This is a genomic window from Burkholderia stagnalis (assembly GCF_039848545.1).
In the GTDB taxonomy this organism is placed as follows: domain Bacteria; phylum Pseudomonadota; class Gammaproteobacteria; order Burkholderiales; family Burkholderiaceae; genus Burkholderia; species Burkholderia stagnalis.
In genome coordinates this window covers 1,452,799-1,468,452 of sequence record NZ_CP156685.1, presented here as the reverse complement: position 1 = coordinate 1,468,452, position 15,654 = coordinate 1,452,799, and the positions used below count along the sequence as shown (strand labels likewise).

15 protein-coding genes are annotated in these 15,654 nt (G+C 70.0%); 8 read left to right on the top strand and 7 right to left on the bottom strand.

The window, feature by feature from the left end; all coding sequences use genetic code 11:
• Positions 1–44: 44 nt before the first annotated feature.
• From ABFO07_RS06960 to ABFO07_RS06930, 7 genes are all read left to right on the top strand, one after another.
• The gene (locus tag ABFO07_RS06960; RefSeq protein WP_059801954.1) at positions 45–677 is read left to right on the top strand and encodes a Maf family protein; all 633 of its coding nucleotides are present in this window, start codon (positions 45–47) and stop codon (positions 675–677) included.
• An 8-nt stretch (positions 678–685) separates the two neighbouring features.
• Positions 686–2,155, top strand: coding sequence for a ribonuclease G (gene rng, locus ABFO07_RS06955; RefSeq protein WP_059906429.1), 1,470 nt, complete (start codon positions 686–688; stop codon positions 2,153–2,155).
• Entirely contained in the window at positions 2,152–2,637 is a 486-nt protein-coding gene (locus ABFO07_RS06950; protein ID WP_375861832.1) for a hypothetical protein, read from the top strand. Before rng ends, ABFO07_RS06950 begins: the two co-directional genes overlap by 4 nt.
• A 55-nt stretch (positions 2,638–2,692) precedes the next feature.
• The gene (locus tag ABFO07_RS06945) at positions 2,693–3,028 is read left to right on the top strand and encodes a YggL family protein (protein WP_059566300.1); all 336 of its coding nucleotides are present in this window, start codon (positions 2,693–2,695) and stop codon (positions 3,026–3,028) included.
• A 280-nt stretch (positions 3,029–3,308) separates the two neighbouring features.
• A complete protein-coding gene (locus ABFO07_RS06940; RefSeq protein WP_059566301.1) occupies positions 3,309–4,265 on the top strand; it encodes a PRC-barrel domain-containing protein in 957 nt (318 codons plus the stop codon).
• Positions 4,262–5,521 carry an MFS transporter gene (locus ABFO07_RS06935; RefSeq protein WP_059566302.1) on the top strand — a complete coding sequence of 420 codons (1,260 nt, stop codon included), beginning with the start codon at positions 4,262–4,264 and terminating at the stop codon, positions 5,519–5,521. The genes ABFO07_RS06940 and ABFO07_RS06935 overlap by 4 nt, the downstream gene beginning before the upstream one ends.
• Before the next feature lie 42 nt (positions 5,522–5,563).
• The gene (locus ABFO07_RS06930) at positions 5,564–6,121 is read left to right on the top strand and encodes an FUSC family protein (protein WP_059566303.1); all 558 of its coding nucleotides are present in this window, start codon (positions 5,564–5,566) and stop codon (positions 6,119–6,121) included.
• An 86-nt stretch (positions 6,122–6,207) separates the two neighbouring features.
• On the opposite strand, the gene ABFO07_RS06925 is transcribed toward ABFO07_RS06930, so the two are convergent.
• Positions 6,208–6,585 (bottom strand): RcnB family protein, encoded by a 378-nt coding sequence (locus tag ABFO07_RS06925; RefSeq protein WP_059958185.1) that lies wholly within the window; start codon positions 6,583–6,585, stop codon positions 6,208–6,210.
• A 145-nt stretch (positions 6,586–6,730) separates the two neighbouring features.
• On the opposite strand from ABFO07_RS06925, the gene ABFO07_RS06920 reads away from it, so the two are divergent.
• Positions 6,731–7,489, top strand: coding sequence for a glycosyltransferase family 2 protein (locus ABFO07_RS06920; RefSeq protein WP_059906427.1), 759 nt, complete (start codon positions 6,731–6,733; stop codon positions 7,487–7,489).
• A gap of 39 nt (positions 7,490–7,528) precedes the next feature.
• Here the strand turns inward: ABFO07_RS06920 and ABFO07_RS06915 are convergent, their stop codons facing one another.
• The 6 genes from ABFO07_RS06915 to msbA all read right to left on the bottom strand — a co-directional run bounded on the left by ABFO07_RS06915 (position 7,529) and on the right by msbA (position 15,633).
• Positions 7,529–8,743 carry a glycosyltransferase family 9 protein gene (locus ABFO07_RS06915; protein ID WP_059922729.1) on the bottom strand — a complete coding sequence of 405 codons (1,215 nt, stop codon included), beginning with the start codon at positions 8,741–8,743 and terminating at the stop codon, positions 7,529–7,531.
• A 37-nt stretch (positions 8,744–8,780) separates the two neighbouring features.
• Complete coding sequence (locus ABFO07_RS06910; RefSeq protein ID WP_060160245.1) at positions 8,781–10,022, bottom strand: glycosyltransferase; 1,242 nt, start codon at positions 10,020–10,022, stop codon at positions 8,781–8,783.
• Between the two features lies 1 nt (position 10,023).
• Positions 10,024–11,307: an O-antigen ligase family protein gene (locus tag ABFO07_RS06905; RefSeq protein ID WP_060014470.1), complete on the bottom strand. Its 1,284-nt coding sequence runs from the start codon at positions 11,305–11,307 to the stop codon at positions 10,024–10,026.
• Entirely contained in the window at positions 11,304–12,434 is a 1,131-nt protein-coding gene (locus ABFO07_RS06900) for a glycosyltransferase family 9 protein (protein ID WP_059566309.1), read from the bottom strand. The genes ABFO07_RS06905 and ABFO07_RS06900 overlap by 4 nt, the downstream gene beginning before the upstream one ends.
• A gap of 288 nt (positions 12,435–12,722) precedes the next feature.
• Positions 12,723–13,805, bottom strand: a complete 1,083-nt coding sequence (locus ABFO07_RS06895) for a glycosyltransferase family 4 protein (protein ID WP_059906457.1) — start codon at positions 13,803–13,805, stop codon at positions 12,723–12,725.
• A gap of 40 nt (positions 13,806–13,845) precedes the next feature.
• Positions 13,846–15,633, bottom strand: coding sequence for a lipid A export permease/ATP-binding protein MsbA (gene msbA, locus ABFO07_RS06890; protein WP_059883928.1), 1,788 nt, complete (start codon positions 15,631–15,633; stop codon positions 13,846–13,848).
• Between the last annotated feature and the right edge of the window lie 21 nt (positions 15,634–15,654).

Sequence of the window (15,654 nt, the reverse complement as noted above, 5' to 3'; positions counted from 1 at the left end):
TCCTCGCGACGCGCGCGCCGCGCGCCCCACGAGATAACGACACCATGCCGTCCAGCATCGCCCCCGAACTTTTCCCGATCCTCTATCTCGCTTCGCAAAGCCCGCGCCGCCAGGAGCTGCTGCAGCAGATCGGCGTGCGCTTCGAACTGCTGCTGCCCCGCCCCGACGAGGACGCCGAAGCGCTCGAAGCCGAGCGCCCGGGCGAAACCGCCGACGACTACGTGCTGCGCGTGACCGTCGCAAAGGCCGAGGCCGCGCGTGCGCGCCTCGCCGCGAGCGGCAAGCCGGCCGCGCCGCTGCTCGTCGCCGACACCACCGTGACGATCGACGGCGCGATCCTCGGCAAGCCCGCCGATCCGGCCGATGCGCTCGCGATGCTCACCCGCCTCGCGGGGCGCGAGCACGAAGTGCTGACCGCGGTCGCGGTGATCGATGCGGGCGGCGCGCTGCTGCCGCCTGCGCTGTCGCGCTCGTCGGTACGCTTCTCGGCCGCGCCGCGCGACGCGTTCGCGCGCTACGTCGAGACCGGCGAGCCGTTCGGCAAGGCCGGCGCGTACGCGATCCAGGGGCGCGCGGCCGAGTTCGTCGAGCAAATCGCCGGTTCCCATTCAGGTATCATGGGTCTGCCCCTTTTTGAGACTGCCGCGCTGCTGCGCGCCGCGCGCGTCGACTTCTGAATCCCGCCATGAACGAAGAAATCCTGATCAACCTCACGCCGCAGGAAACACGCGTCGCACTCGTCCAGCAAGGCGCGGTGCAGGAGCTTCACGTCGAACGCACGCTGTCGCGCGGGCGGGTCGGCAACATCTATCTCGGCAAGGTCGTGCGCGTGCTGCCCGGCATGCAGTCGGCGTTCATCGACATCGGCCTCGAGCGCGCGGCATTCCTGCACGTCGCCGACATCTGGCAGCCGCGCCTCGCCGGCGATCCGCAGGCGAGCGCGCCGCACCAGCCGATCGAGAAGACGGTGTTCGAAGGCCAGACACTGATGGTGCAGGTGATCAAGGACCCGATCGGCACCAAGGGCGCGCGGCTGTCGACGCAGGTGAGCATCGCGGGCCGCACGCTCGTCTATTTGCCGCAGGAGCCGCACATCGGCATCTCGCAGAAGATCGAGAGCGAGGCCGAGCGCGAAGCCGTGCGCGCGCGCCTGACCGCGGTGATCCCGCCCGACGAGAAAGGCGGCTACATCGTGCGCACGATCGCCGAGGATGCGACTTCCGACGAACTGGCCGGCGACGTCACCTACCTGCGCAAGACCTGGGCGACGATCGTCGCGCAGGCGCAGCGGCTGCCGGCGACGAGCCTGCTGTACCAGGATCTCGACCTCGCGCAGCGCGTGCTGCGCGATTTCGCGAACGACGACACCACGCGCATCCAGGTCGATTCTCGCGAGACCTACCAGCGCCTGTCGGAATTCGCGGCCGAGTTCACGCCGGCGGTGAGCCCGAAGCTGCACCACTACACCGGCGAGCGGCCGCTGTTCGACCTGTACAGCATCGAGACGGAAATCCAGCGCGCGCTGTCGCGGCGGGTCGACCTGAAGTCGGGCGGCTACCTGATGATCGACCAGACCGAGGCGATGACGACGATCGACGTGAATACGGGCGGCTACGTCGGCGCGCGCAATTTCGACGACACGATCTTCAAGACCAACCTCGAGGCCGCGCACACGATCGCGCGGCAGCTGCGGCTGCGCAACCTCGGCGGGATCATCATCATCGACTTCATCGACATGGAGAACGCCGAGCATCGCGACGCGGTGCTGTCCGAGCTGAAGAAGGCGCTCTCGCGCGACCGCACGCGCGTGACCGTCAACGGCTTCTCGCAGCTCGGGCTCGTCGAGATGACCCGCAAGCGCACCCGCGAATCGCTCGCCCATGTGCTGTGCGAGCCGTGCCCGACGTGCCAGGGCAAGGGCCAGGTGAAGACGTCGCGCACCGTCTGCTACGACATCCTGCGCGAGATCCTGCGCGAGTCGCGCCAGTTCAACCCGCGCGAGTTCCGCGTGATCGCCGCGCAGCAGGTGATCGACCTGTTCCTCGACGAGGAATCGCAGCATCTCGCGATGCTGATCGACTTCATCGGCAAGCCGGTGTCGCTGCAGGTCGAGTCGAACCTGAGCCAGGAGCAGTACGACATCGTGCTGATGTGACGCACGGCGCACGATGCCCTGTCGACACCCCGCCCGCGAGGGTTGGTTACAATGCCGCGCTGAGTCCGAACACGGGTAACCGCGCCATGAAGTCCATCATCGCCTCAACCTTCGTCGCCGCGCTCGCGTTTGCGAGCGTGCCGGCAACGGCCGAAACGTCGACCGCCGGCGACGCATCGCAGCCATCGTGCGCGATCGCGACCGTCACCGGCGTCGGCGGATCCGTGCAAAGCCTGCGCGAATACCTCGCGACCCCGGAAAAGTACCGCTACCTCGCCGACCATCCGCTCGACTGCAAGGTCTCCGAAGACAGCCGCACGTCCGGCTGCACCGGCCTCACGTATCTTCGGCACGAGCGGGTCAGCGTGTACGACGACGGCGACGACCAGACGATGGTCGTGGTCGCGCGCGTGGAGCTCGACCGGGGTACGTACCCCGCGATCATCTCTGTGCCCAGAAAGGATGTGCAGTGCGTGAAGTGAACGCACGCGATCCAGCCGCACGAAACCCCTTTTCCCACCCCATTTGTCAGGCACCATGAGCAAACAACACAACCGCCGCCAGCGCAAGAAACTCCACATCGGCGAATTCCAGGAACTCGCCTTCAACGCCACCGCGCACTATCGCACCGAGCTGAGCGACCTCGAGCGCGGCGAGCTGATCGATGCGTTCATCGATTTCGTCGAGGCGCACGGGCTGCTGACCGTCGCATCCGCGGACGAAGGCATCGGCGCGTACGTGATCTCCGGCGCGCCGCGCGGCACGACCACCGACGCCGACCGCGAAGCAGTGCGCGGATGGCTCACGGCCCGGCCGGAACTCACCAACGTCGAAATCGGCGACTTCACGGACGCCTGGTACCCGGAAGCCTGAGTCGCCGCACCCGCGCGTCGCGGCTCGACGCGCGGCTGGCCCGCTGCGGTTCGGGCGTCACGACGTCCGTGCCCAAGTGGCGCAGCGCCCCGGCCGCCCGCCCCCGCGACCCTTTGTCACACGCCATTTCCCGCTGCCGGCGCGCGCCGCCCGCCTACGCTCGTCGGCCTTCCCCGCGAGACACGTTAAACTCTCCCCTCGCGTGGTGCGCCGCCCGCACCCGCCATCCATCGCCAGCCGCGTGCCCCGTGGCCCGCCCCGACCCATGGAGTGAGTTTCAATGAGCGGCGGTATTCCGCTTCCCGTGTCCCGCAAATCCTTCCCGTCCGCGACGGTCCTGCCGATCCTCGCCGCCACGCTGCTGTCCGGCTGCGGGCTGCTGCCGGTGCAGAATCCGCCCGCGCCGATCAGCGAAGCGCTCGTCGAGCCGGTCGAGGAAACCGCCGGCGAACCGCTGACGATGCCGCCCGTGCCCGCGCCGCTCCAGCCGGAGACGGAGGCGCCGAAGAAGCCGCATCGCGAAGCCGTGCGGCCGAAGCCCGCCCCGCGTCCGGAAACGCCGCCGCCCGCGGCGCCCGCGCCGGCGCCGCTGGTCGCGACGCGCCCGCTCGACCGCACCCGGATCCACGCGCTGCTCGACAGCGAAGTGGCGCGGCGCAACGGCAAGGTGATCGGCCATGCGATCGACATGGTGACCGACGCGAGCGGCAGGCCGCGGGAGATGATCGTCAACCTGCAGGGCTTCATGGGCGTCGGCGACCGCAAGGTCAGCTTCCCGTGGAACGTGTTCCGCTTCACGCCGGGCGGCAAGAACGAGCCGATCGTGCTCGACGTGCCGTCGGGCGAACTGCCGCCCGCCGCACGCCCGAAGACGGTGCCGCTGTCCGGCTCGCCGGCCGCGTCGCCGGCGACGCGCCTGCCCGTGCTCGACAGCGACGTCGAACGGCCGAACGGCACGAAGATCGGCCGCGTCGTCGACGTGCTGATCGATCGCGACGCACAGCCGCAGGCGGTCGTGCTCGACCTCGGCGGGCTCGTCAACACGGATCGCCGCTCGATCGCCGCGAACTGGGCCGCGCTGCGCTTCGTCACGCGCGACAAGGCGCTGCGCCCGCAGCTCGACCTGAACGACGCGCAGATCAAGGCAGCGCCGCCCTATGCGGCCGACAAGCCGGTCGTCGCGGTCTCGCCGCCGGCCGCCGCCGCGCCGGCCTCGTCAGCGAGTGCCACGCGATGACGATCCACCAAACCGTCAGTGCGCGCAGCCTGCGTGCCCTCGACTGGCTCAACTTCTTCGTGGCAAACGTTCAAACCGGTTTCGGCCCGTTCATCGCGTCGTACCTCGCGTCGCACAAGTGGACGCAGGGCGAGATCGGTCTGGTGCTGTCGATCGGCACGATCAGCGCGATGGTGAGCCAGGTGCCCGGCGGCGCAGCCGTCGACGCGCTGAGGAACAAGAAAGGCGCGGCCGCGTGGGCGATCGCGGCGATCATCCTGTCGGCGGTGCTGCTCGCGTCGAGCCCGACGATCGTGCCGGTGATCGCGGCCGAGGTGTTCCACGGCTTCGCGAGCTGCATGCTGGTGCCGGCGATGGCGGCGATCTCGTTCTCGCTGGTCGGCCGCGCGGACCTCGGCGACCGGCTCGGCCGCAATGCGCGCTGGGCGTCGATCGGCAGCGCGGTCGCGGCGGGCCTGATGGGCCTCACCGGCGAATACTTCTCCGCGCGCGCGGTGTTCTGGCTGACGGCCGCGCTCGCGCTGCCGGCGCTGTTCGCGCTCGCGATGATCCAGCCGACCCACACGGTGATCCCGCATGTCGGCGCCAAACGCGACGACAGCGAAGGCGAGGAGCGCGAAACGCTGCTCGAGCTGCTGCGCGACCGGCGCATGCTGATCTTCGCCGCGTGCGTGGTGCTGTTCCACCTGTCGAATGCGGCGATGCTCAACCTGGCCGCCGGCGAAGTCACGGCCGGCATGGGCGAGAACGTGCAGCTCGTGATCGCCGCGTGCATCATCGTGCCGCAGGCGATCGTCGCGATGCTGTCGCCGTGGGTGGGCCGCTCCGCCCAGCGCTGGGGGCGCCGGCCGATCCTGCTGCTCGGCTTCTCCGCGCTGCCGGTGCGCGCGCTGCTGTTCGCGGGCGTGAGCAGCCCGTACCTGCTCGTGCCGGTGCAGATGCTCGACGGCATCAGCGCCGCCGTGTTCGGCGTGATGCTGCCGCTGATCGCCGCGGACGTCGCGGGCGGCAAGGGCCGCTACAACCTGTGCATCGGGCTGTTCGGCCTGGCGGCCGGGATCGGCGCGACGTTCAGCACGGCCGTGGCCGGCTACATCGCCGACCATTTCGGCAATGCGGTCAGCTTCTTCGGGCTTGCCGCCGCCGGCGCGCTCGCGGTGCTGCTCGTGTGGCTCGCGATGCCGGAAACGCGCGTCGACAACGGCGACGACCCGGCTGAAGCGCCCGCCGCCGCCGCGCCCGGACAGGCGCGCTGACCGGGCCTCGCGCCCCCTCACCCGCTTCATGGCAGCAACACGATGAATACGCTCAGGACCCTCGACGAAACCCGGCAGCAGATCCAGCAATCGATCTTCGATCTGTTCAAGGGGCTGTCGCTGCGCGAGCGGCTCGCGCAAGGCGGGCTGATGGCGCTGCAGGCCGTCTGCGGCGCCTGCCTCGCGTACGGCATCGGCCGCGCGCTGCATACCGAGCAGGCCGTCTGGGCCGCGATCACCGCGATCGCGGTCACCCAGCACAACTACTCCGACACGATGTCGCTGTCGCGCGACCAGTTCGTCGGCGCGATGGTCGGCGGCGTGCTCGGCTTTGCGGGCGCCGCGCTCGGCGGCGGCCATCTGGTCGCCTATGCGCTCGCCGTCGCGATCGTGATCGTGTGCTGCTGGTGCCTGAACGTCGGCAGCGCGGCGCGGCTCGGCGGCGTCACCGCGACGATCGTGATGCTGTTTCCGGGCAGCGGCCCGCTATGGGACATTCCGCTCGTGCGGCTCGGTGAAGTGACGCTCGGCACGGTGTGCGCGCTGGCGGTGTGCTGGGGGATGTCGCGGATCGAGCGGCGCTGGTTCCGGCGCCGGTAACGGCACGCGGGCGCCGTGCGCGGGCCCGGCGCGGTGGGGCCGCGCCGGATGGATCACGGTTCTGCGACGGTTCGCCGCGATTCCGCTTACGGCCCGATCCGCAGGACGATGCCGGTCGGGATCGCGACGAGCAGGTAGTCGCTGCCGATGCCGACCCAGTGATAGCCGCGCGGCGGCGGCGTCAGGCGATACGCGCGCCAGTCGTCGACCACGTACTGGCGATCGCGGAATTCGTCGGGCAGCCGGTCGCCCTTGTGCCACTCGCGGCGCGGCTGGTCCGCCCAGCGCGGCGGCACGTCCTCGGCGCGGCCGGGGCCTTTGTGCATGCCGTGCTTGTCGTGGCCGTACGCATGGCCGTGGCCATGGCCGTGCCCCTCGTCGTCCGGTTGCGCGCTCGCGAGCGCCGGCGCCGCCAATACGGCCGTCATGAGCAGAGAAGCGAGAATCGGGTGCTGTCTTGCCATCGTCCACCTCCCGTCGAGCCGCCGGCGCCGGGATGACGCCGCGGCCGCACAAGGCTAACACACGTCGCGGCGCACGCCGGCCGGGCGGCTTTGCGCGCGGGGCAGCGGGTATACTCTCGCTCACCTTCGATCCGTACGATTTTTCATGGCTGAACCTACGCTCGGCGTCGCCATCATCGCCCACAACGCGGCCCGCCGGCTCGCGCAATGCCTGGACGCGCTCGCCTTCGCGGACGACATCGTCGTCGTCGACGGCGGCAGCACCGACGACACCGTCGAGATCGCCCGCGCGCATGGCGCCCGCGTGATCGTCGCCGCCGACTGGCCGGGCTTCGGGCCGCAGAAGAATCGCGCGCTCGCGGCGCTGTCGACCGACTGGGTGCTGTCGATCGATACCGACGAAGTCGTGTCGGACGAACTCGCCGCGGCGATCCGCGCGGCGATCCGCGCACCGCAGGCCGACGTTTATGCGATCGATCGCCTGTCGGCGTTCTGCGGCCGCTGGGTGCACCACAGCGGCTGGTATCCGGACTGGATCCCGCGGCTGTTCCGGCGCGGCGCCGCCCGCTTCTCGGACGACCTCGTCCACGAACGGCTGGTGTTCGACAGCCGCGCCGCGCGGCTCGACGGCAAGCTGCTTCATTATTCGTACGACGACATCGAAGCGGTGCTGCGCAAGCTCGACGCGTATTCGAGCGCCGGCGCGCGGCAGCGCCGTGCGGCCGGCGAGCGCGCGACGGTCGGCAAGGCCATCCGGCGGGGATTGTGGGCGTTCGTGCGGACCTACGTGCTGCGGCGCGGGTTTCTCGACGGGCGGGCGGGACTGATGATCGCGGTATTCAACGCGGAGACGGTGTACTACCGCTTCCTGAAGCTCGCGCACGACGACACGCCCGCGTCCTAGGCCGACACTGCGGCCACCGCAGCCAGTGGCGCGCCGGGATTACGCGCCGCCGCGCGGCAACGCAGACACGTCGATGATCGATTCGCGCGGCGCCTCGACGGCCGGGCGGCCTTCGACGAGCGCCGCTGCGACGGCAATCACACGCTGCGCGGAAAGCTCCGTCAGGCAGCGGCTCCAGCTTTCGAGATGACGGTCGCAGCCTTCGAGCTTGCACGGCACGCAATCGCCTTCGCCCTGCATCAGGTAGACGTTGCCGCGCTGCGCCGAGCCGCGCAGCGGCCACGGCTCGTCGTGCGCGGGCCAGTTGGCGGGCCACGGCCCCCAGCGAACCGGGTTGGACGGCCCGAACAGCGCGAGCGTCGGCGTGCCGCACGCAGCGGCGACATGGGTCGCGCCGGTGTCCGGCCCCACGAACAGCCGCGCGCGGCGAATCAGCTCGGCCGTCTCCCCGAACGTCAGGCGTCCGACGAAATTCGCGACCGGCTCGCCCGCCGCCGCCACGATCCGCTGCGCATACTCGATCTCCGCGGCGCCCGGCCCGCCGCTCAGCGCGACGTCGAAACCGCTCGCGCGCGCCCAACGGATCAGGTCGGCCCAGCCGTCTTCACGCCACTGCTTGTAGCGGAACATCGGCGACGGATGCAGCACGACGTGCGGCCGCGTGCGCGACAGCGCGGACGGCCCGTACAGCAGCGCGTCGAATCGCGCGATGCGCGCCGGATCGGTGCCGATGCCCGGTGCGACCACTTCCGCGCAAGGCGTCACGCCCAGCGCTTCGGCAATCGCGAGACTGCTCGTCACCGTGTGGACGTCGCCGTGCCGGTTCAGCGCGATGCCGTCCAGCATGAAGCGCGTCAGCCGCGTGACCCGCTCCGGATCGACGAGCCCGACGCGCCGGCGCCCGGCGAACCACGTGTAGAAACGGGCCCGATCCGAGCTGATCGCCGCGCACGCGAGGTCGTAGCGGCGCCAGAGGCGGGCCGCGTCGGCGAACCGCTCGCGCGGCTTCGCGCGCTGCGCGACGACGATCACGCGGCGGATGTCGGGATTGTGCTCGAGCACGCCCTCGGTGCCGCGAAACACGACCATGTCGATCTGCGCGTCGGGCCACTGCCGCTTCAGCGAGCGGACCAGCGGCGTCGTCAGCAGCACGTCGCCGATTCTGCGGGTGCAGGCGACCAGGATGCTGCGCGGCGGCGTAGCGAGCGTAAGGGAAGCGGTCACGGCGGGTATCGGCGAGGAAGAGCGGGCCATTTTAGCGAAATCGCGTTGCGCGAACCATGCGAGCGGCTCAGCGCGCAGCCGCGAGCAGGCCATCGGCGAGCGCGGCGAACCGCCGGTTCGCGGCCGGCACGTCGAAGGTCGCGATCCGCGCCGCCGCATTGGGCGCGAGCGCCGCGCGCACGGCCCCGTCGGTTACGAGGCGTTCCAGCGCGGCCGACATGGCGTCGACGTCGCCGACCGGCACGAGCATGCCCGCGCGGCCGCCGTCGAGCATGTCGCGCGGGCCGGTCGGGCAGTCGGCCGCGAGGACCGGCGTGCCGAGCGCCATTGCTTCGCCGAGCACCATCGGTGCGCCTTCGTAGCGGCTGCTCAGCACCAGCGCTTCGGCGACGCGAACGTACGGGAACGGATTCGCGCAGTAGCCGACGAAGTGCACGGCATCTCTAATCCGCAATTGGTCCGCGAGCTGCTCGAGCGCCGTGCGATCCGGCCCGTCGCCGAGCAGCACGAGATCCGCGGCGTCCGGCCGGCGCGCACGCCATTGCGCATACGCGCGCAGCAGCGTGCGGTGATCCTTCTGCCCTTCGTCGAGCCGCGCCACCGACACGACGAAGCGTTCGGCCGGGCGCTCGAACGGCGCCGTCGCGCGCCGCCGGATCGCGTCGATGTCGATCACGTTCGGCAGTTCGACGATCCGCACGCCGGAGCCGGCGAACATCTTCTCGGCCTCCTGCCGCATCGCGGCCGTCAGCACCGCGATCGCGGCGTAGCGCGCGTACTGGCGCGTGCGGCGCGCCATGTACGCATCGCCCTTGTGGCCGAAGCGCGCGACGAAGCTGTAATGGCTGACGCCGAGCCACGGCGCCGTGCCGCGGCCGGCGATTCGCCGCAGCGAGAAATCGAAGTCGCAGACGAGGTCGTAACCGGCGGCGAGCTGCAGGAAGCGGCGCGCGACGAGCGGGCGGATCACCGCATGCGTCGTCAGCTTGTGCAGCAGCTTCTCGCCGAACCGCAGGCGGCGGCTGCGCTCGAGCTGGTGCAGCGCGTGCGACCAGCGTGAGGTTGCGAGCACGTGAACCGGCACGTCGGCCGGAATCGCGCCGCTGCGCCGCAGCGCGTCCAGATCGGCGGTCGGAAACGCGACCGACAGCGCAGGCGCGATCACCCGCCGGTCGAGCGCGTTCAGCCACGCGACCAGCGCGGTTTCGGTGCCGCCGCGGCCGAAGTCGTCGATATGGAACAGCACGCGCACCGGCTTGCCGTTGGCAGTGTGCGCGGCTGCGGCGGCACGCGTCAGGACGTCGTTCATGTCAGTTCGCTTTCCATTGCGCGCGGGGCATCCCGGCGTGGCGTTCACCGTAGCCCAACACCAGCCCCGCGAACGACCAGAACGCGAGCATCGTCGTCCGCCACATGAAATCGTCCACCACGTTCTTGGTGATCATACCGGCGACGAGCGCGACGCCGCCGGCGGCAATCCACGGGTTGCTGTGCCGCAGGCGCCAGAAGGCGATCACAAGCGCCAGCAGCAGCCACGCATGCAGGAACAGGCCGATCCAGCCGGTCTGCAGCCAGGTGTTGAGAAAGAGATTGTGCGCGTGCGTCAACGCCTGCGGCTCGAGTTCGAGCAAATCACGCGGCATCACGCTGCGGTACGCCATCCCCGGCAGCGGCTTGCCGAAGCCGATGCCCGTCCATGCATGCTGGCGTCCCTGGTCGCCGTAGAACTTCCACAGCTTCGGCCGCGTGTCCGACGACAGCGTATCGCCGAGCGCAGTCATGCCGGACGGCACGTAAATAGGGAGGCCCGCCACCGAGATGTCGCGCGAGCTGGCGAGGGGCGGCGGCGCGTCGTGATAGCGCAGTCGCGCGCTCAGCTCGAGCGTGCCGACCGCGCCGGCGCCGAGCACGGCCACCGCCAGCGCCGCCAGCAGCAAATGGCGGCGGTACAGTGGATACAGACCGGCCAGCAGCGTGATCGCGGCGGCCGGCCAAAAAAAACGATTGAGGGTCGCCAGGCCGACCAGCACGCACAGCACGAGACCTGCGCCGCCGACCCAGCGCCAGTTGCGCTTCGGCACCAGGAACGCACAGAACAGCGCCATCGCGAACACCATCAGCGAACTGGTATGGCCGACCCGCGCATAGAAGCGAACCGGAAACGTCTCCGGCGTCGGCGGCTGCAGGCGGCCCCAGTAGAGCACGCTGATCACAGCCAGCAGCGCGCACGCGAGCCACACGGCCAGCGTGACGCGCTCCGGGCGCTCGACGCGCGTGCCGAACAGCCAGAAGCCCCAGAACGTCAGCAGCGGATACAGGACCTCGTCGAGCCAGGCATGCATGCTGACGCCCGGGAACGCCGACCAGCGCACCGACGCGAGGGTCCAGGCCGCCCACCCGGCGATCGGGACGAACAGCGGCCAGCGGAACGGCGCCGGGCGCGTGGGCGAGAAAACGGCCGCCACGAGTGCGATGGCGACGAGCGCCAGACCGTTGTTCACGAACGCCGCCATGTGCCCGAACATGACCGCGAACATCACGACCGGGCAGCCGATCCACAGGAGACGCTCGATACGCGCCGAGGTAACAGTCATCGAACTTGCACCAGTACTTGTTGAAGTGCGTCGCGCACCGCGTCCACCGTCAACGCGCTCATGCATGCCGCCGTGCCTTCATGCCAGGCAACGCACGTCGTCGCGTTCCGATCGCAGCGCCGGATCCATCGGACGTGGCGCTGGAAAATATAGGGCTGGTCGCGGCACGGCATGTCGGCGATCGTGAGCGCGACGAACGGGACGTCGCGCCAGTAGCGGCCGGCGCCGTGCACGACCGCGCTGCCGGGCCCGAACAGCGCGACGGTCGGCACGCCGATGAGCCGCGCGAGATGCGCGACGCCCGTATCGGGGCAGACGATCGCCTGCGCACCTGCATACAGATGCCACAGATCCGCGAGACCGAGCTGGCCCGCGAAGTTCGGCTGTCCGTCGCGCGGGCCGATCGCGTCGATCAGGTCGACCTCGCTCTTGCCGCCGCTCCAGACCGGCAGGTAGCCGGCTGCCTCCACGTCGGCCGCGAGCGCGCGCCAGCGTTCGAGCGGCCAGCGCTTGACCGCCGTGCTCGCGCCGGGATGCAGCACCACATACGGCCGCTCGCGCAGCGACGCGGGCAGCGCGGCCGCGGCGGGCGGCGCCGGCCAGTCGTCCGGCCGATACGCGCGCGGTGGCGAGCCGTCGACGAGATCCGCAATCAGGTCGCCCCACGCGGTCGGCACATCGGGATAAGGGCGCGCCTCGTCGACGGGCCAGTTCTTCCACGCGGGGGCGTCGCCGGCATGCGCGACGATCCAGCGGCAGCCGGCGCCAAGCGCGAGCCAGCTGTGACGATTGTCCGCCGCCACGATGCCGAGGTCGTACGGCCCCGACGCCAGCAGCCGCCGCACCGATGCGGGGTCGCGGGGATCGAACGCGAACGCGTGCACGCCAAACGGCTCGCGCGCGAACAGCGGCGCGATCGCCTTCGGACAGGCGAGCACGATCCGCGCGGCCGGATACTGCTCGCGCAATTTCGCGAGCAGCGGCGTGAGCAGCAGCGTATCGCCGAGCAGCAGATGATGTGCGACGAGAATGCTCGCGGGCCGTTGCGGCTTGCGTCGCAACGGCTTGAACAGCAATCTCGGCAGAGCCCGCGCGAAGATGTGGATACGTCCGGGAAAACGGCTCATCGGTTCAACGGCAGGCAGTCTCGACGCGGGGATTCGCTGTGCGCATTGGCCCAACGAACGGCCACGTCGTCATGCGAACTCTCCATATGATCGTATTAATTGAGCTGGGATGAGCGTGCGTGGAGCGCCATGCGCCCCGGTCCGCGCGCCCGGACACGCGTCGCGCAACCGTCCTTCGGCTGACGCAGGCCGCCGGGTCGCGGGCCGCAAGAGTATACCATCGCGCCCCTTCCACTCCGGGGGCCGAAAGCGCGCCGTCAGGCCGGAGCCGGCGCCGCCCGTCGGCCGCTAGGCCGGCGTGCGTTCATGGATCTCGCGGGCGAGCGCCAGCAACTGTTCGACATGGTGGCCGACGCCCGGATCGTAGCCCACCGCGCCCTGCGCGACGGCCGCGCGGTCGCCGCCTCCGCTCGCACGCGAGCGGGCCACCGCGGCCGCGATGGCTGCGCGCAACGACGCGACGTCGTTCGGGGTGAACGCGAGCTTCGCATGATCCGCGATCGCGTCGTGACAGCCGAGCGTCGTCGGCAGGATGACCGGCGTGCCGCACATCACGGATTCGATGCCGACCAGCCCGAACGGCTCGTACCTCGATGCGAGGATCGTGTAGTCGGCTGCACGGTAGCCATCCTCGATGTCCTTCACATAGCCGATGTAGCGCAGTTGCGACGACGTCCGCTCCGGCGGCCGGCCGGCGACCGCCACCACCACCGATGCGTCGACGCCTTCGCGCAGCGCCGCCTCGATCAACGGCAGGCCCTTGCGCGCGTGGCTGCTCGACGGAAACAGCAGCACGATGTCACGCTCGCCGAAGCCGAAGCGGCGCCGCAGCGCCGCGCGGGCCGCGTCATCGACCGGCGAGAAGCGCTGCGCGTCGACCGGCGGGTACAGCATGCGGATCTTCGCGTCGTCGACCGCGTACAGCGTACGCAGCTCGTCGCGCATCATCGGCGAATGCGCGACGACGTAGCGCGCCGCCGCGTACTGCCTGCTCTCCAGCGCGATCTGCCGCCGGTCGAAGAACGTCGGCGTGCGGCCGATCGCGCGCAGGAAGCCGCGGTGCGTGCCGCCGCAGATCGCGATGTCGGAACAGTCGACGCGGTTGCAGCCGATCAGCACGTCGACGCCCGCCGCGCGGCGGGCGGCGCGCAGCCGCCACGCGAACCAGCCATCGCGCAATTTGCCGGGGAGGAACGACACGTCGATGCGGTGCGGCTCGACGAGCCGCGCCTCCGGAATCGTCGTATCGATCTTGCGTGCGAAAAACGCGGGCGTGATGCCCGCATCCGCGATGCCGCGCGCGAGATCGATCGCATAGCGCTCGAGGCCGCCGCCATGCTTCAGCGCGTTGCCGGAAAGGCCGATCTTCATCATCGCGCGCGGGCCATCGAATCAACGGGACGCCGCATGTTCAACCGGCCTCCTGCTGGAACTGGATCCGGTGCAGGTGCGCATACAGGCCGTCGCGGTCGAGCAGCTCCGCGTGGCTGCCGCTCTCGACGATGCGGCCGCCGTCCATCACGAGGATCCGGTCCGCGCGCTCGATCGTCGACAGGCGGTGCGCGATCACGAGCGTCGTGCGCCCCTTCATCAATGTCTCGAGCGCGGCCTGGACGTGGCGCTCGGATTCCGAATCGAGCGCCGACGTGGCCTCGTCGAGAATCAGGATCGGCGCATCCTTGTAGATCGCCCGCGCGATCGCGAGGCGTTGCCGCTGGCCGCCCGACAGGCGCATGCCGTTGTCGCCGACCAGCGTGTCGAGGCCTTCCGGCATCGCCTCGACCGTGCTCAGCAGGTTGGCCGCGCGCAACGCGGCGATCACGCGCTCGCGGTCCGGCGTCTCGCCGTACGCGACGTTGCTCGCGATCGTGTCGTTGAACAACACCACGTCCTGGCTCACCATCGCGATCTGGCTGCGCAGGTCGTGCAGCCGGTATTCCGGCAGCGCGACGCCGTCGACCAGGATCTTGCCGCTCGTCGGGTCGAAAAAGCGCGGCAGCAGGTTGACGAGCGTGGTCTTGCCGCTGCCCGACGGCCCGGCCAGCGCGACCATCTCGCCGGGCGCGACGTCGAACGTCACGCGATCGAGCGTCGGCTTGCCGGACGACGTGCCGTACGCGAACGACACGTCGCGGAACTCGACCCGGCCGGTCGCGCGGGCGAGCGGCTTGCCGCCGCCTTCCGGCTCGCGCGGCTCGTCGATCAGGCCGAAGATCAGCTCGGCGGCCGTCATGCCGCGCTGCAGCGGCTGGTTGACGTCCATCAGGTGCTTGAGCGGCGAGATGATCAGCAGCATCGCGGTGACGAACGCGACGAAACCGCCCACCGTCGTCTGGTCGTTCGCGGACTGCACGACGGCGATCGTCAGCACGACCGCGAGCGCGATCGACGCGAGGAACTGCGTGATCGGCTGCGCGAGGCCACCGGATACGATCATCCGCATCGAATAGCCGCGCAGGCGCCGGCTCAGCGTGTTGAAGCGGTCGATCTCGTACTGCTCGCCGTTGTGGATCTTCACGACCTTGTAGCCGCCGACCGTCTCCTCGACGATGTACGCGAGCTGGTTCGTGAGCGTCTGGTGTTCGCGGTTCAGGCGGCGCAGCCGGCGGTTGATCTTGCCGACGACCCAGCCGATGCACGGCAGCAGCACCGCGACGATCAGCGTCAGGCGCCAGTTCAGGTAGAACAGGTAGCCGAGCAGGAACAGGACCGTCAGCGAATCGCGCACGAGCGTGATCATCACGCCCATCAGCACGTTGAGCACCTGGTTGACTTCGAACACGATCGCGTTGATCACCGTGCTCGCGGTCTCGCGCTGGAAGAACGACACGCCGGTGTGGATCATCCGCTCGAACATCTCGATGCGCAGCTGGAGCAGGATCCGGTTCGACACGTATTGCAGCAGATAGCCGGACGCATACTGCGCAATCGCCCGCACGAGCGCGAGGCCGACGACCGCGAGCGGCACGTACAGCTTCGCGCTCACGTCGCCCTTCGCGCCGAAGCCGCGATCGAGCAGCGGCTTCAGCAGCGCCGGGATCCCCGCCTCGGTGCCGGCGACGGCGGCCATCGCCAGCACGCCCGCGAGCAGCACCCACAGGAGCGGCTTCACGTAGGGCCACAGACGGCGCGCGACGACCACGGGCGACGACGCGTCCTGTCCGCCTATGGGTTTGCTAAGAGTAGGCTTGACGCTCAAGATGTCCTCAAACGGATACGG

Coding starts and splice junctions, on each gene's coding strand:
- ABFO07_RS06960 (WP_059801954.1), top strand. CDS start 45: ATGCCGTCCAGCATCGCCCCCGAACTTTTCCCGATCCTCTATCTCGCT.
- rng (WP_059906429.1), top strand. CDS start 686: ATGAACGAAGAAATCCTGATCAACCTCACGCCGCAGGAAACACGCGTC.
- ABFO07_RS06945 (WP_059566300.1), top strand. CDS start 2,693: ATGAGCAAACAACACAACCGCCGCCAGCGCAAGAAACTCCACATCGGC.
- ABFO07_RS06940 (WP_059566301.1), top strand. CDS start 3,309: ATGAGCGGCGGTATTCCGCTTCCCGTGTCCCGCAAATCCTTCCCGTCC.
- ABFO07_RS06935 (WP_059566302.1), top strand. CDS start 4,262: ATGACGATCCACCAAACCGTCAGTGCGCGCAGCCTGCGTGCCCTCGAC.
- ABFO07_RS06930 (WP_059566303.1), top strand. CDS start 5,564: ATGAATACGCTCAGGACCCTCGACGAAACCCGGCAGCAGATCCAGCAA.
- ABFO07_RS06925 (WP_059958185.1), bottom strand. CDS start 6,585: ATGGCAAGACAGCACCCGATTCTCGCTTCTCTGCTCATGACGGCCGTA.
- ABFO07_RS06920 (WP_059906427.1), top strand. CDS start 6,731: ATGGCTGAACCTACGCTCGGCGTCGCCATCATCGCCCACAACGCGGCC.
- ABFO07_RS06915 (WP_059922729.1), bottom strand. CDS start 8,743: ATGGCCCGCTCTTCCTCGCCGATACCCGCCGTGACCGCTTCCCTTACG.
- ABFO07_RS06910 (WP_060160245.1), bottom strand. CDS start 10,022: ATGAACGACGTCCTGACGCGTGCCGCCGCAGCCGCGCACACTGCCAAC.
- ABFO07_RS06905 (WP_060014470.1), bottom strand. CDS start 11,307: ATGACTGTTACCTCGGCGCGTATCGAGCGTCTCCTGTGGATCGGCTGC.
- ABFO07_RS06900 (WP_059566309.1), bottom strand. CDS start 12,434: ATGAGCCGTTTTCCCGGACGTATCCACATCTTCGCGCGGGCTCTGCCG.
- ABFO07_RS06895 (WP_059906457.1), bottom strand. CDS start 13,805: ATGAAGATCGGCCTTTCCGGCAACGCGCTGAAGCATGGCGGCGGCCTC.